Annotated in this window: 21 protein-coding genes and 2 pseudogenes; 17 read left to right on the top strand and 6 right to left on the bottom strand. The window is 73.3% G+C overall.

Annotation, left to right across the window (positions count from 1 at the left end):
• Positions 1-230 precede the first annotated feature (230 nt).
• Positions 231-1,328: pseudogene (locus tag DDQ41_RS26445) on the bottom strand (YihY/virulence factor BrkB family protein); the annotation flags it as partial.
• A gap of 17 nt (positions 1,329-1,345) precedes the next feature.
• Between DDQ41_RS26445 and DDQ41_RS26440 the strand changes: the two are divergent.
• The 14 genes and pseudogenes from DDQ41_RS26440 to DDQ41_RS26375 all read left to right on the top strand — a co-directional run bounded on the left by DDQ41_RS26440 (position 1,346) and on the right by DDQ41_RS26375 (position 15,945).
• Entirely contained in the window at positions 1,346-3,019 is a 1,674-nt protein-coding gene (locus DDQ41_RS26440) for an acyl-CoA dehydrogenase family protein (protein WP_109296710.1), read from the top strand.
• Between the two features lie 382 nt (positions 3,020-3,401).
• A pseudogene (locus DDQ41_RS26435) lies at positions 3,402-4,679 on the top strand (GAF domain-containing protein); the annotation flags it as partial.
• A 550-nt stretch (positions 4,680-5,229) separates the two neighbouring features.
• A complete protein-coding gene (locus tag DDQ41_RS26430; protein ID WP_109297958.1) occupies positions 5,230-5,796 on the top strand; it encodes a GNAT family N-acetyltransferase in 567 nt (188 codons plus the stop codon).
• Between the two features lie 241 nt (positions 5,797-6,037).
• Complete coding sequence (locus DDQ41_RS33125; protein ID WP_352105732.1) at positions 6,038-6,121, top strand: putative leader peptide; 84 nt, start codon at positions 6,038-6,040, stop codon at positions 6,119-6,121.
• Between the two features lie 149 nt (positions 6,122-6,270).
• Positions 6,271-7,968, top strand: a complete 1,698-nt coding sequence (locus tag DDQ41_RS26425) for a nitrite/sulfite reductase (RefSeq protein WP_109296709.1) — start codon at positions 6,271-6,273, stop codon at positions 7,966-7,968.
• 115 nt (positions 7,969-8,083) lie between these two features.
• Positions 8,084-8,260, top strand: a complete 177-nt coding sequence (locus DDQ41_RS31790) for a hypothetical protein (RefSeq protein WP_167450284.1) — start codon at positions 8,084-8,086, stop codon at positions 8,258-8,260.
• Positions 8,257-8,967, top strand: a complete 711-nt coding sequence (locus tag DDQ41_RS26420; RefSeq protein ID WP_109296708.1) for a phosphoadenylyl-sulfate reductase — start codon at positions 8,257-8,259, stop codon at positions 8,965-8,967. Before DDQ41_RS31790 ends, DDQ41_RS26420 begins: the two co-directional genes overlap by 4 nt.
• Before the next feature lie 179 nt (positions 8,968-9,146).
• Positions 9,147-9,680 carry an adenylyl-sulfate kinase gene (cysC, locus tag DDQ41_RS26410; RefSeq protein WP_109296706.1) on the top strand — a complete coding sequence of 178 codons (534 nt, stop codon included), beginning with the start codon at positions 9,147-9,149 and terminating at the stop codon, positions 9,678-9,680.
• Positions 9,677-10,651 carry a sulfate adenylyltransferase subunit CysD gene (gene cysD, locus DDQ41_RS26405; RefSeq protein ID WP_262508576.1) on the top strand — a complete coding sequence of 325 codons (975 nt, stop codon included), beginning with the start codon at positions 9,677-9,679 and terminating at the stop codon, positions 10,649-10,651. Before cysC ends, cysD begins: the two co-directional genes overlap by 4 nt.
• Positions 10,652-10,653: 2 nt before the next feature.
• Positions 10,654-12,006, top strand: a complete 1,353-nt coding sequence (locus DDQ41_RS26400) for a sulfate adenylyltransferase subunit 1 (RefSeq protein ID WP_109296705.1) — start codon at positions 10,654-10,656, stop codon at positions 12,004-12,006.
• Between the two features lie 308 nt (positions 12,007-12,314).
• Complete coding sequence (locus tag DDQ41_RS26390) at positions 12,315-13,424, top strand: ABC transporter substrate-binding protein (RefSeq protein ID WP_109296703.1); 1,110 nt, start codon at positions 12,315-12,317, stop codon at positions 13,422-13,424.
• Between the two features lie 42 nt (positions 13,425-13,466).
• On the top strand, positions 13,467-14,258 hold the full coding sequence (locus DDQ41_RS26385) for an ABC transporter ATP-binding protein (RefSeq protein WP_109296702.1): 792 nt from the start codon (positions 13,467-13,469) through the stop codon (positions 14,256-14,258).
• A complete protein-coding gene (locus tag DDQ41_RS26380) occupies positions 14,245-15,159 on the top strand; it encodes an ABC transporter permease (protein ID WP_109296701.1) in 915 nt (304 codons plus the stop codon). Before DDQ41_RS26385 ends, DDQ41_RS26380 begins: the two co-directional genes overlap by 14 nt.
• A gap of 9 nt (positions 15,160-15,168) precedes the next feature.
• The gene (locus DDQ41_RS26375) at positions 15,169-15,945 is read left to right on the top strand and encodes a sirohydrochlorin chelatase (protein ID WP_109296700.1); all 777 of its coding nucleotides are present in this window, start codon (positions 15,169-15,171) and stop codon (positions 15,943-15,945) included.
• A gap of 67 nt (positions 15,946-16,012) precedes the next feature.
• Here DDQ41_RS26375 and DDQ41_RS26370 read toward each other — a convergent pair whose 3' ends face one another.
• Positions 16,013-16,477: a hypothetical protein gene (locus tag DDQ41_RS26370; RefSeq protein WP_109296699.1), complete on the bottom strand. Its 465-nt coding sequence runs from the start codon at positions 16,475-16,477 to the stop codon at positions 16,013-16,015.
• A gap of 228 nt (positions 16,478-16,705) precedes the next feature.
• Between DDQ41_RS26370 and DDQ41_RS26365 the strand changes: the two genes are divergently transcribed.
• On the top strand, positions 16,706-16,897 hold the full coding sequence (locus DDQ41_RS26365; RefSeq protein ID WP_109296698.1) for a DUF4236 domain-containing protein: 192 nt from the start codon (positions 16,706-16,708) through the stop codon (positions 16,895-16,897).
• A 155-nt stretch (positions 16,898-17,052) separates the two neighbouring features.
• Here the strand turns inward: DDQ41_RS26365 and DDQ41_RS26360 are convergent, their stop codons facing one another.
• Complete coding sequence (locus DDQ41_RS26360; RefSeq protein WP_109296697.1) at positions 17,053-17,616, bottom strand: DUF1697 domain-containing protein; 564 nt, start codon at positions 17,614-17,616, stop codon at positions 17,053-17,055.
• A 366-nt stretch (positions 17,617-17,982) separates the two neighbouring features.
• Complete coding sequence (gene mgt, locus DDQ41_RS26355; RefSeq protein WP_262508575.1) at positions 17,983-19,197, bottom strand: macrolide-inactivating glycosyltransferase; 1,215 nt, start codon at positions 19,195-19,197, stop codon at positions 17,983-17,985.
• 181 nt (positions 19,198-19,378) lie between these two features.
• Between mgt and DDQ41_RS26350 the strand changes: the two genes are divergently transcribed.
• Positions 19,379-20,230: a phosphotransferase enzyme family protein gene (locus DDQ41_RS26350; protein WP_109296695.1), complete on the top strand. Its 852-nt coding sequence runs from the start codon at positions 19,379-19,381 to the stop codon at positions 20,228-20,230.
• A gap of 392 nt (positions 20,231-20,622) precedes the next feature.
• Here DDQ41_RS26350 and DDQ41_RS26345 read toward each other — a convergent pair whose 3' ends face one another.
• Both DDQ41_RS26345 and DDQ41_RS26340 read right to left on the bottom strand, forming a co-directional pair.
• Entirely contained in the window at positions 20,623-21,327 is a 705-nt protein-coding gene (locus DDQ41_RS26345) for a 3'-5' exonuclease (protein WP_109296694.1), read from the bottom strand.
• A gap of 197 nt (positions 21,328-21,524) precedes the next feature.
• Complete coding sequence (locus DDQ41_RS26340) at positions 21,525-22,769, bottom strand: SAV2148 family HEPN domain-containing protein (RefSeq protein WP_109296693.1); 1,245 nt, start codon at positions 22,767-22,769, stop codon at positions 21,525-21,527.
• Between the two features lie 843 nt (positions 22,770-23,612).
• Between DDQ41_RS26340 and glgX the strand changes: the two genes are divergently transcribed.
• A complete protein-coding gene (gene glgX / locus DDQ41_RS26335; protein ID WP_109296692.1) occupies positions 23,613-25,733 on the top strand; it encodes a glycogen debranching protein GlgX in 2,121 nt (706 codons plus the stop codon).
• Positions 25,734-26,193: the final 460 nt, after the last annotated feature.

The raw sequence follows: 26,193 nt of genomic DNA, 5'->3' as shown, positions 1-26,193 counted from the left end.
TTCCGACCGTCCCCGTTCCGACCGTCCCCGTTCCGACCGTCCCCATTCCGGCCGTCCGCGTCCCGGTGGTCCCTGTCCGAACGGCCGTCCCCGTTCCGGCCGTCCCCGTCCGGGCGGTTCCCGGCCGGCTGGGCCGGCCTGTTGTCGCCCGGGCGGTCCTTGTCGCGGTTCTCCCGCCGGCCCCGGTTCTCCCGCCTTTCGCGCTGCTCCTTGTCGCGGAGGTCCCGGCTCCCCTGGAGCCGGGACCTCACGTCGTCCGGCGGCAGGAACTTCGACCATCGCTCGGGGAACTCCGAGGGCATGTCCCCGTCCTCGGAGTCCTCGCTCTCCCCCTCCACCGCCCGGGCGCGGGCGACCAGCTCGGCGACGTGGGCGGCCCGGACACGCCGGTTCGCGGCACGGGCGGCGGCCGTGGCGACCGACGGCCAGACCCGGTCGATGGCCGCGTTGACGGCGGCGCCGACCAGCACCGCGAACGCGGAGATGCCGATCCACAGCAGCACGGCGATGGGTGCGGCGAGCGAGCCGTAGATGGTGGGGCCCTCGACGGTGCTGGTCAGGTAGATGCGCAGCAGGAAGCTTCCGAGCACCCACATGCCGAGGGCCACCAGCGCGCCCGGGATGTCCTCCACCCAGGGTGAACGGACCGGCACGGACACGTGGTACAGCGTGGTGAGGAAGGCGACGGACAGCAGTATCACCAGCGGCCAGTACAGGACGCTGACGAGACCCGCGCCGAACGGCACGAGTTCGACGACCCGGTCGGGGCCGACCACGGCGAGCGGCAGCACGACGGCGCCGATCAGCAGCGCGATCAGGTAGAGCAGGAACGCCAGCAGCCGGGTGGCGACGATGCCGCGATGCCCGTCCAGTCCGTACATCACGGTGATGGTGTCGATGAAGACGTTCACGGCGCGCGAGCCGGACCACAGGGCGATCGCGAACCCGAGGGAGACGACGTCGGGGCGCCCTCCGCGGGTGACGTCCTCCAGCAGGGGTTTGGCGATCTCGTTGACCCCGCGGTCGGACAGTACGGTGCCGGCGGCGCCGAGGATGTTCTCCTGGATGGACGCGACGGTGGTGGTGCTGGTCCAGTCGTCGACGTAGCCGAGGAGGCCGAGCAGGCCGAGCATCAGCGGCGGCAGGGACAGCAGGGTGAAGAACGCGGCCTCGGCGGCGAGTCCCAGGATCCGGTACTCGATGCACGAGTTGACCGTGTCCTTCAGCAGCAGCCAGGTGAGCTTCCGCATGGAGACGTTGCGGTAGAGGACTCTGGCCCGGTGGAGCCGGCCGGCGGGCCGGTCGGGTGTTTCGTTTGCTGCCTGCACCTCCTTACCGTATCGGCATGGCGACCAGCACCCACACCGTGACCAACCAGCCCCCGCCCCTGGTGGCGTACGACGTGTTCACGGCGGACCGTGCGCTCGCCGAGGCGGTCGAGAGGCATCTGGACCCCGCGGTCCGGGCGGTGGCCCGGCGGGAGCTGGCTGAGCTGGGCCGGGCCGCCGGCTCGGCCCAGGCGCAGCGATGGGCGGTCCAGGCCGACGCGAACCCCCCGGTGCTGCGCACGCACGACCGGTACGGCAACCGGATCGACGAGGTCGACTTCCATCCGGCCTGGCACCGGCTGCTGGGCAGGGCGGTCTCCTCGGGGCTGGCGAACGCCTGGGGGCGGCCCGGCGGGCATGTGCGGCGCGCGGCCGGGTTCCTGGTGTGGTCGCAGGCGGAGGCCGGGCACGGCTGCCCGGTGTCGATGACCCACGCGGCGGTGCCCGCGCTGCGCGTCGACCCGGACCTCGCGGCGGAGTGGGAGCCGCGGCTGACGTCGGAGGTGTACGAGCAGGGTCTGCGCCCTGCCGCGCGGAAGCCCGGCGTGCTGTTCGGAATGGGCATGACGGAGAAGCAGGGCGGCAGCGACGTCCGTGCGACCGCCACCCGCGCCGTGCCGCTGTCGGCCGCCGGGGAGTACGAGCTGACCGGGCACAAGTGGTTCTGCTCGGCGCCGATGAGCGACGCGTTCCTGGTGCTGGCCCAGGCGCCCGGGGGGCTGACCTGCTTCCTGCTGCCGCGGGTGCTGGACGACGGGACGCGGAACGTGTTCGCGATCCAGCGGCTCAAGGAGAAGCTGGGCAACCGGTCCAACGCGTCCGCCGAGGTGGAGTTCGCCGGCACCTGGGCGCGGCGGGTCGGCGAGGAGGGGCGCGGGGTGGCCACCATCATCGAGATGGTGGCGGCGACCCGGCTGGACTGCGTGCTCGGCTCGGCGGCCCTGATGCGGCAGGCCGTGGCGCAGGCCGTCCACCACGCCTCGTACCGGCAGGCGTTCGGCGGGCCGCTCGCCGACAAACCGCTGATGCGCAACGTGCTGGCCGACCTGGCGGTGGAGTCGGAGGCGGCGACGGTGCTGGCGATGCGCCTGGCCGCGGCGTACGACGCCGCCGGCCGGGGTTCGGAGTCGGAGCGGGCGCTGCTGCGGCTCGCGGTGCCGGCGGCCAAGTACTGGGTCACCAAGCGGTGCACCCCGGTGGTGGCCGAGGCGCTGGAGTGCCTGGGCGGGAACGGCTACGTGGAGGAGTCGGGCATGCCGCGGCTGCTGCGCGAGTCGCCGCTCAACTCCGTGTGGGAGGGGTCGGGCAACATCCAGGCGCTGGACGTGCTGCGGGCGCTGCGGGGTGCCCCCGGGACCGCGGGGCGGGGCGGGCGGGAGCCGGTGCCGCTGGACGCCTTCCTCCGTGAGGTGGGCCTGGCCCGGGGCGCCGACCACCGGCTGGACGGAGCGATCAGGGGGATGCTGGCGGAACTGGCGGAACTGGAGTCCGCCGAGGTGCGGGCGCGGCGGCTCGCCGAGCGGATGGCGCTGGTGCTCCAGGGGTCGCTGCTGGTGCGCTGGGCGCCGCCGGAGGTCGCGGACGCGTTCTGCGCCTCGCGGCTGGGCGGTGACTGGGGGTCGGCGTTCGGGACGCTGCCGTACGGGCTGGACCAGGCGGCGATCGTGGATCGGGCGCGCGTGGAGGTGTGAGAGGTGCATCGCGCGCCGACGCCCGCGCCCGTGCGCCATCTCGCGCCGACGCCCACGCCCGTGCGCCTTCGGTGTCCGCGACGTGCCCGACCCGCGCGAAAAGCGGGGGTGGTGCTGCGCCGACACGGCACCACCCTCCGCTCCACCACACCCTCGCCCATCCCCCTCTCGCCGGACAGAGTTGCAGACCGTTGCAGCAGATGCCCGACTTCCGCTGTCCGGGCGGGACGCAGACGGCACGATGGATCAGGACGGTCCGCGGCGGCCCGCGCACCGGCAGAACCGGTGCGGTACGGCCGGCGCGCACCACCGGGCGCCGGCCGGCCGTGCCGCGCACACCACCGAACGCGCCGACCGGCGCCGACGACGGCGGGGGCATCCGATGAGGAACACGGCTCTGGACATGTCGCGGCTGAGTGGAGCGGACGCCGCGCACGCGACCCGAGTGCTGCACCAGGTGCACGCGGCGACGCTGGCGGGACGCCGCCCGCCGGTCCCGCCCAGGCCGGTCATCGGCGCCTCCTGGCGGCGGATGATGCGGCTGGGGCTGGACCCCGACCGCTCCACGAGCAGTGTGCTGCTCCGGCGGGACGAACTGGAGCACCGCAGGCGGTCCACCGTGCTCGGCGAGGTGATGGGCACCCTGCGCGGCGGGCTCACCGCGGTCGCCGACGCCTCCCTCCAGATCATGGTGGTGACGGACTGCCAGGGAAGGGTCCTGTGGCGGGAGGGCAACGCGGGGGTGCTCCGGCAGGCCGGCGCCATCTGCCTGGAGGAGGGCGCGGCCTGGAGCGAGGACAGCACGGGCACCAACGCCATCGGCACCGCCCTCGCGGCCGGACGGCCCGTCCAGGTCCACTCGGCCGAGCACTTCGTCCACACCCTGCACAACTGGACCTGCGCCGCCGCGCCGGTGCGGGACCCGCGCGACGGCCGGCTGCTCGGCATCGTGGACGTCAGCGGCCCGGCGTCCGGCTTCCATCCGGCGACCCTGGCGCTGGTCCGCTCGGTGGCCCGGCTGGCCGAGGCGGAGCTGAGGGAGCGGCACCTCCGGCAGGTCGAACGGCTCCGCTCGACCGCCGCGCCCATCCTCTGCCGGGTCGGCGGGCGGGCGCTCGCCGTGGACGTGCACGGCTGGACGGCCGCCGCCACCGGTATGGCGCCGGTGGACCGCCTGCCGCTGCCCAAGTCGCTCCGGGCGGGTCGCGTGTGGCTGCCGTCGCTGGGGATGTGCACCGTCGAGCCGCTGCCCGGCGGCTGGCTGGTGCGTCCCGGCGAGTGCCGGCCGGTGGAGCCCGCGAGCCGGGTGGTCCTCGACCTGAGCCGCGCCCGCCGCCGGACGGTCTCGGTCTCCGGGCCCGCCGGCGGCTGGACCCGGGAGCTGAGCCCCAGGCACGCGGAACTGCTCTACGTGCTGGCGGCGCATCCGCAGGGGCGCACGGCCGCGGAACTCGCGTGCGACGTGTTCGGCGACCCGGCGCGCACGGTCACGGTGCGCGCCGAGATGTCGCGGGTGCGGCGCTATCTGTCGGGTGTGCTGGCGCACCGTCCGTACCGCTTCGGCGACGAGGTCGAGGTGCGGGTCGTACACCCCGCGCACCCGGCCGATCTGCTGCCGCTCTCCTCGGCCCCGGCCGTCCTGGAGGCACGCGCGGCGACCGGGCGCGGGCCCGGGCGCGAGTCCGGGCGCGAGTCCGGGCGCGAGTCCGGGGCCACGTCGGCGTCCGGGGCCGGGTCGGCGTCCGGGGCCGGGCCTGGGTCCGCGTCGGCGTCGGCGTCCGGGGCCCGGCCTGGGTCCGCGTCGGCGTCCGAGGCCGGGCGCGAGTCCGGGGCCGCGCCCGGGTCCGGGCCTGGGCCTGGGTCCACGTCCACGTCCGAATCCGCATCCCGGTTCGGATCCTCGTCCCCGGCTGCGTCCCCGGCTGCGTCCGACTGACGTTGCGGCCGCCGGTGCCGCCCGCCGGCTCACCCGCGGGTCCCGCCGACTCGCCCGGAACATCCCGTCGACCTGGGCGCCCGGCAGCCCGCACATCCCGCCGACTCGCCCCGCACGTCCCCCGTCTCACCGCGCGCCCGCTCCCACTCGGCCCGCGCGTTCCGCGCGTTCCCCGGGAGGGCTGTCCGGCGGGGCGCGGGCACGTCCCGTCCCATCCCGTCCGGCGAGGAGTCCGCTTTTGTCCTGGCGGGGCGCCCGTGGTTCCCTGGCGGCCATGAGCATCGCCGTGACCACGTGGTCCCTGGAGCAGACGTCCCCCTCCGACCTGCGCCCCGCCGCCGAGCCCGAGGGAGACGTGCGGATCGTGCGCGCCGAGGTGCCCTCGCCGGAGTTCAGCCGGTTCCTCTACACCGCCGTGGGCGGGGACATCCGCTGGACCGACCGGCTCGGCCTGACCCGCGTGCAGTGGGAGGAGGCGCTGACCAGGCCGGGCGTCGAGACGTGGGTGGCGTACGAGCGGGGCACCCCGGCCGGGTACGTCGAACTGGAGGCGCAGGACGAGGGCGCCGTCGAGATCGTGTACTTCGGCCTCGTCCCGGCGTTCCGCGGCAGGCGGATCGGCGGTCATCTGCTGTCGTACGGCACCGCCCGCGCCTGGGACCTCGCGGAGCGCTGGCCGGGACGCACCCCGACGAAGCGGGTCTGGCTCCACACCTGCTCCAAGGACGGCCCCCACGCCATGGACAACTATCTACGCCGCGGCTTCACGCTGTTCGGCACCAAGGTGGAGGAGGAGCCGGAGGTCGCCGCTCCCGGCCCCTGGCCCGGCGCACACGGCTGACCGACACGCACGGCTGACCGGCTGACCGGCTGACCGGCTGACCGGCGGCACTCCTTCCCCACTGCTTGGGGGCCTTTGCGGGACCGGGCGGGCCGTGGACACCGGGCGGCCCCGCTCGGGCGGCCCCGCCGCCCCTCGGAGTCATGTGACCCACTGCACACCTTCTCACGATGCGAGACATTCTCGTCCGCATTATGGACAGCGGTGGACTGGCTCCAAAGTCCCGTGACACGCTTCCGTCATGTCTCGAGCTGGAATTGCCTTGGTGAGTCGGCGGCACGTCGACCTCGGCCGCATGTCCAGCGCCATGTGTCGCGCGGACTGAGTGCCCCCGGGGGCCATCGGCCCCGGCACCGATCCACCCGCGTTCCCTGAGATCCCCGACCACCGCGCATCGCCGCGCCCTCCCGTACCCCCGGGCGCACATGTGCAGGTCAGAGCCGCCCTCCCGCAGTCCCGAAGGACGTAACCGCCATGGCCGCCACCCCCGGAAAGCCCGCCTCCGCCACGCCTCGACGCAGGGCCGGACGCCACCGCGGCGAGGGTCAGTGGGCCGTCGGCCACTTCACGCCCCTGAACGGCAACGAGCAGTTCAAGAAGGACGACGACGGTCTCAATGTGCGGACACGTATTGAGACGATCTACTCCAAGCGCGGGTTCGACTCCATCGACCCCAGCGACCTCCGCGGCCGGATGCGCTGGTGGGGGCTGTACACCCAGCGCAAGCCCGGGATCGACGGCGGCAAGACCGCGATCCTGGAGCCGGAGGAGCTGGACGACGAGTACTTCATGCTGCGGGTCCGCATCGACGGCGGGCGGCTGACCACCGGTCAGCTGCGGGTCATCGGCGAGATCTCGCAGGAGTTCGCACGCGGCACCGCCGACATCACCGACCGGCAGAACGTCCAGTACCACTGGATCCGCATCGAGGACGTGCCCGAGATCTGGAACCGGCTGGAGGCCGTCGGTCTGTCCACCACCGAGGCGTGCGGCGACACCCCGCGCGTCATCCTCGGCTCCCCGGTGGCCGGTATCGCCGAGGACGAGATCATCGACGGCACCCCGGCCATCGAGGAGATCCACCGGCGGATCGTCGGCGACAGGGCCTTCTCCAACCTCCCCCGCAAGTTCAAGTCGGCGGTCTCCGGCTCGCCGCTGCTGGACGTGGCACACGAGATCAACGACATCGCCTTCGTCGGGGTGAACCACCCCGAACACGGCCCCGGCTTCGACCTGTGGGTCGGCGGCGGCCTCTCCACCAACCCGAAGATCGGCGTCCGGCTGGGCGCCTGGGTGCCGCTGGACGAGGTCCCGGACGTCTACGAGGGCGTCATCTCGATCTTCCGCGACTACGGCTACCGCCGGCTGCGCACCCGCGCACGGCTGAAGTTCCTGGTCGCCGACTGGGGCGCGGAGAAGTTCCGCCGGGTGCTGGAGGACGAGTACCTCGGGCGCCCGCTGGTCGACGGCCCGGCGCCCGAGCAGCCCGTGCGGCGGTGGCGGGACCACGTAGGGGTGCACCGGCAGAAGGACGGCCGCTACTACGTCGGCTTCGCACCGCGGGTCGGCCGTGTCGACGGCGCCACCCTCACCAAGATCGCCGAGGTGGCGGAGGCACACGGCTCGGGCCGGGTCCGCACCACCGCCGAGCAGAAGATGATCGTCCTCGACGTCGAGGAGCCGCAGGTCGAGTCGCTGGTGTCGGCACTCGAGTCGCTGGACCTGCGGGTCGGCCCGTCGCCGTTCCGCCGCGGCACGATGGCCTGCACCGGCATCGAGTTCTGCAAGCTCGCCATCGTCGAGACCAAGGCCCGCGGCGCCTCGCTGATCGACGAACTGGAGCGCCGCCTGCCGGAGTTCGACGAGCCGATCACCATCAACATCAACGGCTGCCCCAACGCCTGCGCCCGTATCCAGGTGGCGGACATCGGTCTCAAGGGCCAGCTGGTGCTGGACGAGAACGGCGAGCAGGTGGAGGGCTTCCAGGTGCACCTGGGCGGTGCGCTGGGGCTGGAGGCCGGCTTCGGCCGCAAGGTCCGCGGGTTGAAGGTCACCTCCGCCGAGCTGCCCGACTACGTCGAGCGCGTCCTCAGGCGCTTCCAGGCGGAGCGCGGGGACGGCGAGCGCTTCGCCGCCTGGGCGGCGCGGGCGGGCGAGGAGGCGCTGTCATGAGCGACGCGCACACGGCCGCCGGGCCGCACCCGGCGACGAGCCCCGCGCCTCGGAGCCCCGCGCCTCGGAGCCCCGCACGTCAGCGCCGCGCGGGCGGAGAGGCGAAGGGCGAACGATGAGCGAGCGAGCGGCCCCCTTCTACTGCCCCTACTGCGGCGACGAGGACCTGCGCCCGAGCGAGCAGGGCCACGGCGCCTGGGAGTGCGCGTCCTGCAACCGGGCCTTCCGGCTGAAGTTCCTCGGGCTGCTCGCCCGCGGTGTCCGGCACCACGACGGAGGGGAAGCGATATGACGGCGGCAGGGTCCCCGCGTACGGGGGGCGAGCTGAAGCGCCTGGCCGAGCGGGCCGGACGGGACCTCGAGGAGGCATCCGCCCTCTCCGTCCTGACCTGGGCCGCGGAGGCCTTCGGTGCCCGCTTCTGCGTCACCTCGTCCATGGAGGACGCGGTGGTCGCGCATCTGGCCTCACGCGCCTTCCCGGGGGTCGACGTGGTCTTCCTGGACACCGGCTACCACTTCCCCGAGACCATCGGCACCCGGGACGCGGTCGCTGCCGTGATGGACGTCAACCTCGTCACGCTCACCCCGCGCCGCTCGGTGGCGGAGCAGGACGCCGAGTACGGCCCGCGGCTGCACGACCGCGACCCCGACCTGTGCTGCGCGCTCCGCAAGGTCAGGCCCCTGGAGGAAGGGCTCGCCGGCTACGACGCGTGGGCGACCGGCCTGCGCCGCGACGAGTCCCCGACGCGGGCGGACACCCCGGTCGTCGGGTGGGACGAGAAGCGGCAGAAGGTCAAGGTCTCCCCGATCGCGCGCTGGACGCAGGCCGACGTGGACGCCTACGTCGCCGAACACGGAGTCCTCACCAATCCGCTGCTCATGGACGGCTACGCCTCGGTGGGCTGCGCCCCCTGCACCCGGCGGGTGCGGGCGGGCGAGGACGCCCGGGCCGGCCGCTGGGCGGGCCGGGCCAAGACCGAGTGCGGGCTGCACGGCTGATGACGACGCACGCCGACCACCCGGCCGACGCGACCGGACCCGGACCCACCGGAGCAACCCGAACCACCGGACCAGCCCGAACCGCCGGAGCGGCGCGACCCGCCCCGGCAACCGGACCGGCCCGCGCGGCCCGAACCGCCGGGCGAAACCAACCGACCCTCACCCAACGGGAGAAGCACGTGACTGGGGCCACCATCTGGCTCACGGGGCTGCCGAGCGCGGGCAAGACCACGATCGCGTACGAGCTGGCCGGCCGGCTGCGCGGCGAGGGCCACCGTGTCGAGGTGCTCGACGGGGACGAGATCCGCGAGTTCCTGTCCGCGGGACTCGGCTTCGGCCGCGAGGACCGGCACACCAACGTCCAGCGGATCGGCTTCGTCGCCGAACTGCTGGCGTCCAACGGCGTGAAGGTGCTGGTGCCGGTGATCGCCCCGTACGCCGACAGCCGCGAGGCGGTCCGCAAGCGCCACGGCGCGGAGGGCACCCCGTATCTGGAGGTGCATGTCGCCACTCCGGTCGAGGTGTGCGCCGGGCGCGACGTCAAGGGCCTGTACGCCAGGCAGGCGGCCGGCGAGATCAGCGGACTGACCGGTGTGGACGACCCGTACGAGGAGCCGGAGTCGCCGGATCTGCGGATCGAGTCGCACACCCAGACCGTGCGGGAGTCGGCCCAGGCGCTGTACGCGCTACTCACCGGAAGGGGACTGGCATGACGACCGGCATCGGCACCGTGGGCGGGAGCCCGGACAGGAGCCCCGACAGGAGCACGGACAGGAGCACGGACAGCCCGTACGCGCTGACGCACCTCGACGCGCTGGAGTCCGAGGCGGTGCACATCTTCCGTGAGGTGGCGGGCGAGTTCGAGCGGCCGGTGGTCCTCTTCTCCGGCGGCAAGGACTCCATCGTCATGCTGCATCTCGCGCTCAAGGCGTTCGCCCCGGCGGCGGTCCCCTTCTCGCTGCTCCATGTGGACACCGGGCACAACTTCCCCGAGGTCATCGAGTACCGCGACCGTGTGGTCGCGCAACACGGTCTGCGGCTCCATGTGGCCTCCGTACAGGACTACATCGACCGCGGTGTGCTCCGTGAGCGCCCCGACGGGACCCGCAACCCGCTGCAGACGCTGCCGCTGACGGAGGCCATCCAGCGGCACCGCTTCGACGCCGTGTTCGGCGGCGGGCGCCGCGACGAGGAGAAGGCCCGGGCCAAGGAGCGGGTGTTCTCGCTGCGCGACGAGTTCTCCCAGTGGGACCCGCGGCGCCAGCGCCCCGAACTGTGGCAGCTCTACAACGGCCGCCACGCGCCCGGTGAGCACGTCCGGGTGTTCCCCCTGTCCAACTGGACCGAGCTGGACGTCTGGCAGTACATCCAGCGCGAGCGGATCGAGCTGCCGGAGATCTACTTCGCCCACCAGCGGGAGGTCTTCGCCCGCGACGGCATGTGGCTGACCGCCGGGGACTGGGGCGGCCCGAAGGACGGCGAGAGCGTGGAGAAGCGGCGGATCCGCTACCGCACCGTCGGGGACATGTCCTGCACGGGCGCCGTGGACTCCGACGCGACCACGCTCGACGCGGTGATCGCCGAGATCGCCGCCTCCCGGCTCACCGAGCGGGGTGCGACCCGCGCCGACGACAAGCTGTCCGAGGCCGCGATGGAAGACCGCAAGCGCGAAGGGTACTTCTAGGGATGAACGGTTCCACCGAGCAGCCGACCGACCGGCAGACCGAACAGCTGTCGGCCACCACCCTGCTGCGCTTCGCCACCGCCGGTTCGGTCGACGACGGCAAGTCCACCCTGGTGGGCCGGCTGCTGCACGACTCCAAGTCGGTGCTCGCCGACCAGCTGGAGGCGGTCGAGCACGCCTCCCGCTCCCGCGGCCAGGAGGCGCCCGACCTGGCGCTGCTCACCGACGGCCTGCGGGCCGAGCGGGAGCAGGGCATCACCATCGACGTGGCGTACCGCTACTTCGCCACGCCCCGGCGGCGGTTCATCCTCGCCGACACCCCCGGGCATGTGCAGTACACCCGGAACATGGTCACCGGCGCCTCGACGGCCGAGCTGACCGTGATCCTGGTCGACGCCCGCAACGGCGTGGTCGAGCAGACCCGCCGGCACGCCGCGATCGCCGCGCTGCTGCGCGTCCCGCACGTCGTCCTCGCCGTCAACAAGATGGACCTGGTGGACTACCGGGAGCCGGTCTTCGCCGCCATCGCCGAGGAGTTCACGGCCTACGCGAGCGAGCTGGGCGTCCCGGAGATCACCGCGATCCCGATCTCGGCGCTCGCCGGCGACAACGTCGTGGACGCCTCCGCGCACATGGACTGGTACGGCGGCCCGACGGTGCTGGAACACCTGGAGACCGTGCCGGTGAGCCATGACCTGGCGACCTGCCACGCGCGTCTTCCCGTGCAGTACGTGATCCGCCCGCAGACCGCGGACCACCCGGACTACCGCGGGTACGCGGGCCAGATCGCGGCCGGAACGTTCCGCGTCGGCGAGAGCGTGACCGTGCTGCCGTCGGGACGGACGTCGCGGATCGCGGGCATCGACCTGCTCGGCGAACCGGTGGACGTGGCCTGGACGCCGCAGTCGGTGACCCTGCTGCTGGAGGACGACATCGACGTCTCCCGCGGCGACCTGGTCGTGCCGAGCGCGGACGCGCCCGCCACGACGCAGGACGTCGAGGCCACGGTGTGCCATGTCGCCGACACCCCCCTCGCGGTGGGCGCACGGGTGCTGCTGAAGCACACCACCCGCACGGTGAAGGCGATCGTCAAGGAGATCCCGTCTCGGCTGACCCTTGACGACCTGTCCCAGCACCCGGCCCCCGGGCAGCTGGTCGCCAACGACATCGGCCGCGTCAGGGTCCGCACCGCCGAGCCGCTGGCGCTCGACTCCTACGCGGACTCCCGCCGCACCGGGTCCTTCCTGCTGATCGACCCGGCGGACGGCACGACCCTGGCGGCCGGCATGGCGGGCGAGTTCTTCGCCGCCGCCGAGGCCGCGCCCGCCGGGGACGACGAGGGGTGGGACTTCTGATGGCGGCCGACGTGTACGCGACCTTCGCCAAGGAGGGCGGACGCGTGGGCGGCGGTGTGCTCGGGGCGGGATCGGGGGGTGTCGCGCGATGTGCCCGATGACCGGCGCGAAGTACCGGAAGACCGGCCCGACGTACGAGAAGACCGGCGCGAAGTACCGGAAGGCCGGCCCGACGTACCGGAAGACCGGCGCGACGCCCCGCCCGCCCGACAGACGAAGACACCGACCCGCCGACTCCCCGGCCTCGTCCCGCACCACCCGGTACCGCCGGGGGACGTGAGAACCGGGCCCCCGAGAGGAAAGCCTCCGTGCCTGCATCCCGTACGAGCCTGCGCCGCGGCCTGGCCGCTGCCGCCGCCCTCCCCCTGCTGGCCGTGGCCGCCACCGCCTGCGGCTACGGCTCACAGGCCAAGGACGACAGGACGTCCGGGGTGGCGGCGGTGGGCAGGAAGCTCTCCGCCGACACCGTCCGCATCGGCTACCTCCCGAACCTGACCCACGCCACCGCGCTCGTCGGCGTCCGGCAAGGCCTGATCCAGAGGGAACTCGGCGGCACCGCGATCAAGCCGCAGGTCCTCAACGCCGGCCCGTCCGTGATCGAGGCCCTCAACGGCGGTTCGCTGGACATCGGTTTCATCGGCCCGTCGCCCGCGGTGAACGGGTACGTGAAGTCGCAGGGCCGGAATCTGCGGATCATCTCCGGCTCCGCCTCCGGCGGTGTGAAGTTCGTCGTCGACCCGGACCGGATCAAGACCCCGGACGATGTCAGGGGCAAGCGGATCGCCACCCCCCAGAAGGGCAACACCCAGGACGTCGCGTTCCTCAACTGGATCGCGGAGAAGGGCTGGAAGGTCGACGCGGAGAGCGGCAGGGGCGACGTCTCGGTGGTCCGCGCGAACGCCAGGATCACCCCCGACGCCTACAGGTCCGGTTCGGTCGACGGCGCCTGGGTGCCGGAGCCGACCGCGTCCAAGCTGGTCTCCGAGGGCGCGAAGGTCCTCCTGGAGGAGTCCGCGCTCTGGCCCGGCGGGAAGTTCGTGATCACCAACGTGGTCGTGTCGCAGTCGTTCCTGAAGGAGCATCCGGACGTCGTCGAGGCGGTGCTCCGCGGCACGGTGAGGACGAACGCCTGGATCAACGCCAACCCGGAGAAGGCCGGGGCCGCCGCCAACGCGGCCCTGAAGGCCGAGACCGGCGGGGAACTCCCCCCGGAGGTCGTCGACCGGGCCTGGCCGGGCATCCGGGTCATGGACGATCCGCTCGCCGCCACCCTCAGGACGCAGTCCGAGTGGGCGGTGCGGGCCGGGCTCGTCGACGAGCCCGACCTGGGCGGCATCTACGACCTGACGCCGCTGAACAAGGTGCTGAGGGCCGAGGGCAGACCCCAGGTCTCCGACGCCGGCCTCGGCAGCCCCTGACACCCGCATTCCGCCCGGTAACACTCCCAGGAGGTGACGACCATGGCCACCACGTACGCCGAGGCCGCCGAGGACACCACCGCGGTGTCGCACGCCGCCAGGATCGAGCACGTCTCGAAGTCCTTCCGCGGTCCGGCCGGATCGCAGCTCGTCCTCGACGACATCACTCTGGACGTCGCCCCCGGCGAGTTCGTCACCATCCTCGGGGCGTCGGGATGCGGCAAGTCCACCCTGCTCAACCTGGTCGCGGGGCTGGACCGACCGACCAGCGGCACCATCGAGACGCCCGGCGGACGGCCCGCCCTGATGTTCCAGGAGCACGCCCTCTTCCCGTGGCTGACCGCGGGCAGGAACGTCGAACTGGCGCTGCGGCTGCGCGGTGTCCCCAAGGCCGGGCGCCGCGAGGAGGCGCAGCGGCTGCTGGAGCTGGTCCGGCTCGGCGGCGCCCACGGCAAACGCGTCCACGAGCTGTCCGGCGGAATGCGCCAGCGGGTCGCCATGGCCCGGGCCCTCGCGCAGGACAGCGATCTGCTGCTGATGGACGAGCCGTTCGCGGCACTCGACGCCATCACCCGGGACGTTCTGCACGACGAGCTGACGCGGATCTGGCGCGAGACGAACGTGTCGGTGCTCTTCGTCACGCACAACGTCCGGGAGGCGGTCCGGCTCGCCCAGCGGGTGGTACTGCTGTCGTCGCGGCCCGGCCGGGTGGCCCGCGAGTGGGCCGTGGACATCCCGCAGCCGCGCCGTATCGAGGACGCCGCCGTGGCGGACCTGTCCGTCGAGATCACCGAACAACTGCGTGGGGAGATCCGCCGACATGGCCAGCACTGAAACCCGCGCCGGAGTCACGGGGGCGGGCGGGTCGCCCGCCGGGCCGGACGACCTCGCCGGTCTCGAGGCCGGCCTGGACGCCCTCGACGCCGTCGAGGTCCGCCGCACGCCGGTGCGCGAGGTCCTCCTGAAGAAGGCCGTGCCGCCGGTCGTCGCGGTCGCCCTCGTCCTGGCGGGGTGGCAGTTCCTCGTCTCGGCGCGGGTCACCACCGAGGACAAGCTGCCCGCCCCGTCCGCGGTGTGGGCGGGCCTGTCCGACATGTGGCTTCAGGGCACCCTGTTCGACGTCATCTGGACCAGCGTGTCACGCGGCCTGTTCGGCTTCCTGCTGGCCCTGGCCATCGGCACCCCGCTGGGTCTGCTGGTGGCGCGGGTGGCCTTCGTGCGTGCCGCGATCGGCCCGGTCCTCTCCGGCCTCCAGTCGCTGCCGTCGGTGGCGTGGGTGCCGCCGGCCGTCATCTGGCTCGGCCTGAACGACTCGATGATGTACGCGGTCATCCTGCTCGGCGCGGTGCCGTCGATCGCCAACGGGCTGGTGTCCGGGGTGACCCAGGTGCCTCCGCTGTTCCTGCGGGCCGGGCGGACGCTCGGCGCCACCGGCCTGAGGGGGACCTGGCACATCGTCATGCCGGCCGCCCTGCCGGGCTATCTGGGCGGTCTGAAGCAGGGCTGGGCCTTCTCCTGGCGCTCGCTGATGGCGGCCGAGATCATCGCCTCCTCCCCCGACCTCGGCCTCGGCCTCGGCCAACTGCTGGAGAACGGCCGCAACAACATCGACATGCCCGGCGTGTTCCTGGCGATCCTCCTCATCCTGGTCGTCGGTGTCGCCGTCGAACTGCTCGTCTTCAGCCCGCTGGAGCGCCGGGTGCTCCGCAGCCGCGGGCTCCTCGTCAAGAGCTGAGCTGATCCCGTGTACGGCCCCGCCCGCCCCGCCCTTCTCGTCGTCGCCCACGGCAGCCGCGACCCGCGCCATGCCGCGACCGTGCACGCCCTGGTGCGGCATGTGCGGTCGCAGCGGCCCGAGGTGCGGGTCGGCACGGCGTTCCTGGACTTCAACGCGCCGACCGTGCCCCAGGTCCTCGAGCGGATGGCGGACGACGGGGTGGGAGAGGTGGTCGCGCTGCCGCTGCTGCTGACCCGGGCCTTCCACGCGAAGTCGGACATCCCGTCCGTGCTCGACGAGGCGCGGGCCCGGCACCCGCGGCTCCGGATCGCCCAGGCGGGCGTACTCGGCCCGTCCCCCCTGCTGCTGGACGCGGTCGAACAGCGGCTGTACGAGGCCGGACTGACCCCCGCCGACAAGCGCGGCACGGGCGTCGTCCTGGCCTCGGCGGGCTCCTCCGACCCGGAGGCCATGGCGGTGATCACCGCCATGGCGCGGGAGCTGCGGCGCACCGGCTGGTGCGCGGTGCGGCCCGCGTTCGCCTCCGCCGTCACCGCGACCAGCCCGCCCGGTCCCGGTGACGCGGTCCGGGCGCTGCGCGCCGGGGGTCTGGAACGGGTGGCGGTGGCGCCGTATGTCATCGCCCCCGGCCGGCTGCCGGACCGGATCGCGGACGGGGCCCGGGCAGCGGGCGCGGACGTGCTGGCCGATGTGCTCGGCCCCTCGCCCGAGCTGGCCCGGCTGATGCTGAGCCGGTACGACGAGGCCCGGGCAGGCCGCCGCCTCGCCGCCGCCGTCGGCTGAGCGTCCTGCCCGGGCGGGCCGGCGGGCGCCGGGCCGCCGGGCCCGTTCGCCGCACCCGGCCGGCCGTTCAGCATCCGGGATGGGGCGGACGCACCTCCACGAAGCGACGGCGGTTCCGCCCGCGGTACACCAGGGCGTCCCAGCCGAGGCGCCGGAGCACCCGGGCGCAGTCGGCGAGGGCGCCCTCCTCCTCGCCGGCGGCCCCGCCGCCGTGCGGTCCGAGCCATTCGACGCTGACCGTGCCCGGTTCGTCCGGTACTCCCGCCACGCGGTACCCGGTGGCCACCCGCCGCCCGGAGTCGGCGTCGACGGCGGAGGGCGCGATGCCGGCCGCCTCCAGCGCGAGCGCCACGGCACGGACCATCCGCCCCCGTTCCCAGGGGGCGGGGACCGCCTCGGGGTCGGCGGTGCCGGTGCCGGTCAGCCGGCGGATCTGCAGCATGCCCTCGAACGCGACGCGCACCTCGGCGGCCCGCGCCCGCGCCTCGCGCTCGCCGCCCGGGCGGGGCGGCCCGTCACCGTCGTCGTACATGGGACCGACGATAGGGCGCGGCACCGACAACCGTCCTCCGGCCGGTCACCACTGCCCCCGCCACCCGGTCACCCGGTCAACCGGCCACCGCACCACTGCGGGCACTGCGGGCACTGCGGGCACGACCGTGCGGACAGACGGGGCACCGGCCCCGCGGTGACACGATCGTGGCACCGTCGTGACGGACACTCCGAGCCGGCGGCGCATGATGTCCACGAGGAGGCCGACATGTCGCTGTACTACCACAAGCGGATCACACTCATCCCGAGGCTGCTGCACCTGAACGTCGGTACGCACGGCTGGTCCCTGAGCCTCGGCACGCGCCGGGCCCACATCACCCGGGGCAGCGGCGGCCGCAGCAGGGCATCGGTCCGGCTGCCCGGCGGACTCAGCTGGCACCGCAGCTTCCGGCGGCGCTGACGGGGCTCGGCGCGCGGTCGGGGTGACCGGCCCGCACCACGTACCCCGCACCACATACCCCGCACCACGTACCCCGGGCCCGGGCCCCGGCCCGCCGCTCCCGGCCACCCGGGCGAGAGCGGGGCCGGGGGCCGACGGCCTCCGGCCCCCTGCGCTCAGGCTGGTTCGCCGGTCGTCATCTCCGCGAGCTTGCCTACCGTGTTCCAGTTGCGGGTCGTGGCGACGAGGCCCTTCCTCACGCTCGCCCGCGCCAGCGCGTCGGCCAGCCTGGAACGGCCGATCCCCCCTGGGGTGTACAGATACAGAGCGCGGTCCCCGAGCCGGAAGTCCTCCGGCAGATGGGCGTCCCGGTCCACACCGTCGAACCGCTCCGGCTCGACGCGCTCCGAGAAGTAGGTGACATGCAGTTGCCTGCCCTCAAGCCGTCCCGCCGGGAAGGGGCAGTCGCCGACGATCGAGCTGAGGTACGGCCCGCCGCGCACGAGGCAGTCCACGGTGAAGCCGAAGCGCTCCTCGACGGCGCGTTCGATGCCGCGCGCGAGCCCGTCCTCGTCGTCCGTCTCGCTGGTGAACACGGCGTTTCCGCTTTGCAGATAGGTGCGCACATGGCCGTGGCCGAGGTCCGTCACCAGGCCGTGCAGGTCGGCCATCGGGACCTTGCGGTGGCCGCCGACATTGATGCCGCGCAGCAGCGCGGCGTACGCGTGGGTCTTCGCCATTGGTAGTCAGGGGTACGGTGCTCACCCGAGCACGTTTCCCCGTTCCCCTTTCCGTCCGTCCGTGCGTGCGTGCGTGCGGGGTTCGGCTTCTCCGCTGTGAGTATGACGAGGCCGCGAGGTTCGCTCCACGCCGCGGCCCGCGTGCTTGCTGCCTTTGCAGGAGCTCCCGACGTCCCGCGGAGACCGCCGCGTCTCCGCGGCGGACCGGGACCTGCCACCGGGCACGGCGGTGTCCGGCCGGACGGGACTCCCGTCCGCGAGCCCGGACCAGCCGTCAGGACGCACCATGCCGCCCACCATAGGACGGCCTCCGTGCCCCGTGGGGGAGGGCACGGCGGCCACCGGAGTCCGGTCGGCCGGGGGCGGCTAGTCGACGTGGTCGACGGTCTGCGGCAGTTCGGCCTCGATGAGATCGGCGGCCCGGCGCGTACCGCCCTCCAGGAGCATCGAGCGGCGGACCTCCTCCAGCCGGACCGCCACCTCGGGGTCGGCCGACAGCGTGAGCACGGCCTCCCGGAGACTGTCCGCGGTGGCCTCCTCCATCGGCAGACGGCGGGCCACACCGAGCGAGGCGAGCATGTCGGCGTTGCCGAACTGGTCGACCGCCTGCGGGACCGCGACCATGGGTGTGGCGGTGGCCAGCCCCTCCTGGCTGCCGCCGGCGCCGGCATGCGTGACGAAGGCGTCCGCCTGCTCGAGGACCGCCCGCTGCGGCACCCAGTCGTGCACCTCGATGTTCGCGGGCACACGGCCCAGTTCCGCCGGATCCACGAACCTGCCGATCTGCAGCACCACATGCCAACCGGGCAGTTCACCGAAGGCCTTCACACACTCCCGGTAGAAGGCGGGCTGCTTCGTGAAGGTCGAGCCGAGGGAGACCAGCAGCACCTTGCCCGCACCTGCGGGCCGTCGCCACTCCCCCTGCTCCGTACGGTCACCCCGGCAGGTGCCGACGAAGGAGTGGACGCGCTCGTCGACCCGGTCGGCGTTGGGCTGCAGTGCCCTGGGGATCAGCACCAGGGAGCGGGCCGGGCGGCCGACGAACGGGTCGGGGTGGACACCGATCCCGTTCTCCGACAGCCAGGACCCGAAGCGGGCGTAGTAGGCCCTGCCCCGCTCGGTCGCCCTGATGGCGGCGGTCATCGGCTCGCCGACCTCCTCCTCGTAGCCCTCCCAGGCAACGAGGTTCGGCGAGAGGGAGATGGCGGGCACGCCCCAGCGCCGGGCGAGGACGCGCGCGGGGTAGGAGGTGATGTCGTGCAGGACGAGGTCCGGTTCGTCCCCCGCGAACGCCTCGGCGAGCTGCGGCAGCGCCTGGATCGCGTCGCCGAGGAACAGCTCGAGGTGGTCGACCGGTTCGGTGCCCCAGCGGTCCGGCTCGTCGTCGGTCGGCAGCGTGGAGTTCCAGAGCACCGGTTCCGCGCCGGTCGCGGCGACCTTCCCGGCGAAGGACGGCGGGATCGCGTAGCTGACGCGGTGCCCGCGGGCCACGAGTTCCCGGATCACTTCGACGCTCGGGTTCACGTGCCCGTGGGCGGCGATGGAGAACATGGCGATATGGGCCCGCTTTGTTGTGATCACGCCGTCAGACTAGGCAAGGCGATACATCTCGTTCTACTCGATTGCCGGCCGCCGCGTGATGCGGCATCGGTCACGTCGACGGCGGGCGGGGATCGAACCGCCGCCTTCGGCCGACCGCCTCGGCCGACCGCCTCCCCGGCTCCTCCCAGCCGGTCCACCTGCGGATGCGAGAATCCGCGCCATGGACGAGACGCGCGGCCGGGAGGTGCTCGCGGCGGCCGGGCTGCCTCGGGACGGGGAGTTGCTGGCGCTCGGCGAGAACGCGGTGTTCGCGGTCGGCGGCATCGTGGTGAGGATCGGACGGGGCGCCGATCTGCTGGAGCGCGCACGGCGGGAGCTGGCGGTGTCCGAGTGGCTGGCAGCCGCCGGCGTCCCGGCGGTACGGGCCGCGGAGCCTAGGGCACGGCTGGTGGAGGGTCATCCGGTGACGGTGTGGCACCGGCTGCCGAAGGCCGTGCGCCCGGCGGAGCCGCGGGATCTGGCGCCTCTGCTGCGGCGGGTGCACGCACTGCCGGAGGCGCCGTTCACACTGCCGCGCCGGGAACTGCTCGGAGGCGTCGAGCGCTGGCTGCGGCTGGCGGGTGACGCGATCGACCCCGCGGACGCGGCCTATCTGCGGGAGCGCCGGAACGGATTCGCGACCGCGGTCGCCGCGCTGGCGCCGCACCTGCCGCGCGGGCCGATCCACGGCGACGCGCTCCCGCGCAACGTTCTGGTCGGGCCCGATGGCCCGGTACTGGTCGACCTGGAAACCTTCTCCTCCGATCTGCGCGAGCACGACCTGGTCGTCCTGGCCCTCTCCCGCGACCGCTACGGACTCGCCCCGGCGGCATACGACGCGTTCACCCGCGCCTACGGGTGGGACGTGCGCGAGTGGGACGGCTGTGCGGTGCTGCGCGGCGCCCGGGAGACGGCGAGCTGCGCCTGGGTGGCTCAGCACGCACCCACGAACTCCCGTGCCCTGGCCGAGTTCCGCCGCCGTGTCGCGTCCCTGCGCGAGGACGACCCCGGGGCCCGCTGGCACCCGTTCTGAACGGTTCCGCCCCCCGGTGCCGATCGGCCGGCCGCACCGGTTACCCGGCGGCCGAGGCCGTGGGTCCGCGGCAGCGGGGGGCCTCACCGCGGTGGACCGCGACGCCGGGCCCGGCGCCAGGAACAGCGTTGCCCGGGCCCGGCGCCAGGAACAGCGTTGCCCGGGCCCGGCGGAGCCGGCGGGTGCCGCACGGGCACGAGGGCACGGGGGCGCCATGGCAGGCCGGGCGCCCGCACCGGGAACGAGGGCAGGCCCTCCGTCACGGGAACCCGGATACGCAGCATCGGCACCTCGCCGGGACACCGGGGGCGCAGAGCCGCCCGCACCGGTACCACCAGACCGGCCACCGGCGGCGGGACACCGAAGCGGGCGGGCCGGCCGGCAGGGTGGGATCAGCCGGGGACCGATGCCGGGGCGCGCAGCGGCCAGCTGCCGTCGACGACCGCGTCCTTCTCACCCTTGCGCCGGAGGAAGGACTGGAAGTCCGCGGCCCATTCCGCGTACCAGCGGATCTGGCGGGCGTGGAGGGCGGACGGGGTGAGAGCGGCGACGGACGGATGCCGGTCGGCTATCGCCCGGGCGACCAGGAGGGCCGCCAAGGCGTCCGCCGACGCCTCGTGCGGGTCGTCGAGGACCACTCCGTACTCCGCGCAGACCGCCTCCAGGGTGCGCTTGCCGCGCCGGTAGCGGTCGACCGCGCGGTCGATGGTGTAGGGGTCGACGACCGGGGCGGGGTCCCGGAGCGGCGGCAGACCGTGCCGTCGCAGCTCGGCGGCGAGCAGGGTGAGGTCGAACGCCGCGTTGTACGCCACGACCGGTATCCCCCGCGCCCAGTGAGCGGCCAGCACCGCCGCCGTCTCAGCCGCCACGTCCCCCGCGGGGCGCCCCTCTGCCGCCGCCCGCTCGCTGGTGATGCCGTGGATCGCCGTCGCCTGGGCGGGGATGCGGATGCCGGGGTCCGCCAACCAGGTGCGCCGACGCACCGTGCCGTCGCCGTCGACCGTGACGACCGCCGCCGTCACGATCCGTGCCGAGAGCGGGTCCGTGCCCGTCGTCTCCAGGTCGAAGCCCACCAGTGGCTCCTGGTGCCAGGTCATCCGCCCCCCCTTGTCGGTGCTGCTCGGCCCTGCCTCGGTGCTGCTTGATGCCGGTTGGTGCTGCTTGTTGCGTGCTGCCTCGGTGCGTGCTGCCTGGTGCTTCCTCGGTGCGTGCGCTTCGGTGCTGCTGACGAGAACTCTCGCACGCGGCACTGACACTCCCTCCACAGGCCGTCCGCCGGGGGCACACGGCCGGGTCAGGACACCGGGCGGGAGTCGCCCCATACCGACTCGAACTCCTCACGGTAGGTCTGGAAGAGCCCGTGCTCGGAATCCTGATCCGATCGCACCACCGTCCGGCCGCCGCCGCGCAGGACCAGCACCGGCGCCTCCATACCGCGCGCCCGCCGGAGGTAGGACTGGACGACGGCGAGCCCGTCCGCCCCGTCCCCGTCCACGAGGTACGCGGTGAAGCGCGGCGTCTCGTCGAAGACGTGGATCTCGAACGCCCCCGGGTCCCGGAGCCGTGAGCGCACCCGCCGCATATGGAGGATGTTCATCTCCACCGAGCGGCTCAGTTCACCCTTCCGCAGGCCCAGTTCGCGCTCACGGCGCTTCACGGCGCTGCTGGCCGGGTTGAGGAAGAGCAGCCGGACCCGGCAGCCGGACTCCGCCAGCCGCACCAGCCGCCGCCCGGAGAAGTTCTGCACCAGGAGGTTCAGGCCTATGCCGACGGCGTCGAGGCGCCGGGCGCCGCCGAACAGGTCCTCGGCCGGAAGCTGCCGCTGCAACCGCACCCGGTCGGGGTGGATGGAGACCACGTCCGCGTACCGGTCTCCCACGAGGTCCTCGACCGCGTCCACCGGGAGCCGGTCGCCGGACGGCACGCCGGCGCCGCTGCCGAGGATCTCCAGCAGCCGTGCCGAGGCCCGTTCGGCCTGGGCGAGCACCGTCTCGTTCAGCGCCCGGTTGCGGGAGACGACGTTCCGCGCGACCTCCAGCTCGTCCAGCGCCAGTTCGACGTCGCGCCGGTCGTCGAAGTACGGTGCGAAACAGGGCCAGTGCTGGACCATCAGCTCCCTGAGCTGCGGCAGGGTGAGGAAGCTGAGGACGTTGTCGTCGGCGGGGTCCAGGAGGTAGCCCTTGCGGCGGCTGACCTCCCGTACCGCGACGGCCCGCTGCACCCACTCCTGACCGGCCGGGCCGGCCGCGGCGACGACCCACTCCTCGCCGTGCACGGGTTCGTAGACCGGCCTCAGCACCGCGGCCACGACGGCGCGCAGTCGCTGCTCGACCAGATTCAGCCAGATGTACGCCCGCCCCGCCCGCTGGGCGCGGGTGCGCACCTCGCTCCAGGCGTCCGCGCTCCACTCCAGTTCGGGCCCGATCTCGGATCCCGTGTCCACCGGCCGGGCTAGGGAGACCGCGCCCGGCGGCGCGTCGGAGGAGTCCCCGTCGTGACCCGTGTCACCTGGGGGTAGCTCAAGCCCTCCGGAGCTCACCCGTGCACCGCCTTCTGCTCCCGCACACCGTCTTCAACGATCAAGGAAGGGTACTCCGGGAGCGGGACACGGTGCAGCAGGATCCACAGGCTCTTCGCCCAACTCCCGCACGGTGGCGCAGCGTTCCGGCCGCCGAGGTGCTCCGGGGTGAGCGGACTCATAGCCGCGACGTCGCTGGGTGGAAGCGGGAGGCCCTGCCGGTGGACGTGCGCCGGCCGCCGGTCCTCCTCCCGCGGGGCGTGCTGGAAGCCGGTACGGACCCACCCGTCCGGGTAGTCAGGCGGCTCGCCGTTGACGCGGGCGTCCAGGGTGCCGGCGGCGCCCGGTGGCGCGGACCCGGGTGCGCGGCACGGCGAACAGCACGCAGGCCCGGTCCTCCCGCTCCTCCCGCTCCTTCCACTCCTTTCACTCCTCCCGGTCCTCCCGGTCGCGAGGCGGTGGTGCCGCGAGGCGGTGAGGTGGTGAGGTCGAGCGCCGTGACGTGACGAGCCGGCCCGCGCCTCTGGACGCGGAACGGCACGGGACGACCGGGACCGGCAGCCACACGGCGGCAGGGCGGCACGGCGGCCCCGGTCTTCGGTGGGCCCGGCTTCGGCCGGGTCCGCGGTGAGGCGCCGCGGACCCCGGCCGACCCTGCGGAGCAGTGCGCCCCGCCGAGCATGGGTGTCCTTCCGGCCCTTTGCTACCGGTTCGCTACCGGTTTCGCCACCGGTTCGGCTGCCCGTTCGCGGCCGTGGTCACCCGGTAGGACGGCGGTGAGTCCTAGGAGCTTGCGCGACTTTCGGGGAGGATCTGGCCGAAGAGGTCCCCCGCACCCGGATCAGAAGTGGAAGAGTTCTATCTATGCAGGTCTGGCCGGGACAGGCGTATCCACTCGGTGCCACCTACGACGGCGCCGGCACCAACTTCGCGGTCTACTCAGAGGCCGCCCACCGAATCGAGCTGTGTCTGCTCCACGACGACGGCTCCGAGACCGCGGTCGAGCTCCGCGAGACCGACGCTTTCGTGCGCCACGCCTACCTGCCGGGCGTGATGCCCGGGCAGCGCTACGGCTTCCGGGTGCACGGCCCGTACGAGCCCGAGCACGGGCAGCGGTGCAACTCGGCGAAACTGCTCCTCGACCCGTACGCGCGGGCGATGAGCGGCCGCGTCGACTGGGGGGAGGCGGTCTACGGCTACCACTTCGGCAGACCCGACTCGCGCAACGACCTGGACTCGGCGCCGCACACGATGGCGTCGGTCGTCGTCAACCCGTACTTCGACTGGGGTGACGACCGTCCGCCGCGCACCGACTACCACCGCACGGTCATCTACGAGGCGCACGTCAAGGGCCTGACGATGCTGCACCCCGCGCTGCCGGAGGAACTGCGCGGGACGTACGCGGGTCTCGCCCACCCCGAAGTGATCTCGCATCTGTCGGAACTGGGCGTCACGGCACTGGAGTTGATGCCCGTACACCAGTTCGTCAGCGACCACCGGCTGGTCGACGCGGGTCTGGACAACTACTGGGGCTACAACACCATCGGGTTCTTCGCCCCGCACAACAGCTATGCCTCTTGGGGCGACCGGGGCCAGCAGGTCCTGGAGTTCAAGTCCGCGGTGCGGGCCCTGCACCAGGCCGGCATCGAGGTCATTCTCGACGTCGTCTACAACCACACGGCCGAGGGGAACCATCTCGGCCCGACGCTCTCGTTCCGCGGTATCGACAACGCCTCCTACTACCGGCTCACCGAGGACCGCCGGTACTACATGGACACGACCGGCACCGGCAACTCGATGCTGATGCGCTCACCCCACGTGCTCCAGCTGATCATGGACTCGCTGCGGTACTGGGTGACCGAGATGCACGTCGACGGCTTCCGCTTCGACCTGGCGGCGACGCTCGCACGGCAGTTCCACGAGGTGGACCGGCTGTCGTCGTTCTTCGACCTGGTCCAGCAGGACCCGGTGGTCAGCCAGGTCAAGCTGATCGCCGAGCCGTGGGACGTCGGCGAGGGCGGCTACCAGGTGGGCAAGTTCCCGCCGCTGTGGACGGAGTGGAACGGCAAGTACCGGGACACCGTGCGGGACCTGTGGCGCGGCGAGCCGCGCACCCTCGCCGAGTTCGCGTCCCGGCTCACCGGCTCCTCCGACCTGTACCAGGACGACGGCCGGCGCCCCCTCGCCTCCGTCAACTTCGTCACCTGCCACGACGGTTTCACCCTGCACGACCTCGTCTCGTACAACGAGAAGCACAACCAGGCCAACGGGGAGGGCAACCGGGACGGGGAGAGCCACAACCGGTCCTGGAACTGCGGCGCGGAAGGCGAGACGGAGGACGGCTCGGTCCGGGAGCTGCGCAACCGCCAGATGCGCAACTTCATCGCGACGCTGATGCTGTCGCAGGGTGTGCCGATGCTCAGCCACGGCGACGAGTTCGCCCGCACCCAGCGGGGCAACAACAACGCGTACTGCCAGGACAACGAGCTGGCCTGGGTGCGCTGGCCGGAGTCGACGGCCGACCAGGACGGCACGCTGCTGGCGTTCACCCGGGCGATGGTGTGGCTGCGCCGCGACCACCAGGTGTTCCGGCGGCGGCGCTTCTTCCACGGCAGGCCGGTCGAGGGCACGCACGACGAACTCTCCGACATCGCCTGGTTCACGCCGGAAGGCGGCGAGATGACCTCGCGGGACTGGCAGGCCGCCCACGCCAGGGCCCTGACCGTCTTCCTGAACGGCCACGCCATCTCGGAGCCGGGGCCGCGGGGCGAGCGGATCTCCGACGACTCGTTCCTGCTGATGTTCAACGCGAGCGACGAGGACCTGGACTTCGCCGTACCGGTCGACCACGGACTGCAGTGGCAGGTCGTGGTCGACACCGCCCGGCCCGAGGGCGTCCCCCCGGGACAGGGGCCGAAGGTGGACGCGGGCGAGCGGATCAGGATGATCAGCCGAAGTCTGACGGTGCTGCGGCGGCCCGCGTAGGGCGCCGATGAGGAGCGAGCGCCGTCAGTCCGCTCACCGCGGCTCGCCCTCGGCGGGCGGACGAGGGCGGCCGGTGCGCGGGATCACGGGCGGAGAGGCGGCGGAGAAGCGGCGGAGAGACCGCGGAGAAGGGGCGCGGCGAGCGGCGACACCGCGCGGAGCACCTCCCCTGCCCGGATCCGCGCCGGACGTTCCCGGCGGAGGTTCCGGTGGACGTTCCCGTGCATGTTCCCGGCGGGCGTTCCGCGCCGTACGTTCCCCGCCGTACGTTCCCGCCGCACGGCCCCACGGAACGCCTCCCGGGCGAACGCGCCCGGCCGGGCCCCGGCCCCTTCCCCGGCCACCGCCCCGGCCCCTTCCCCGGCCACCGCCCGCGCGTTCCCCGTATCAGGTGAACGTTCGGCCGATGGCCGCCGCCGGTGCGGCGGCCGATGACACAGAGGGGCCCGATCCGGGTACG

The sequence above is a fragment of the Streptomyces spongiicola genome, assembly GCF_003122365.1.
In the GTDB taxonomy this organism is placed as follows: domain Bacteria; phylum Actinomycetota; class Actinomycetes; order Streptomycetales; family Streptomycetaceae; genus Streptomyces; species Streptomyces spongiicola.
The sequence above is the reverse complement of the archived record's forward strand: the minus strand, read 5'-3'. Positions and strand labels throughout refer to the sequence as shown.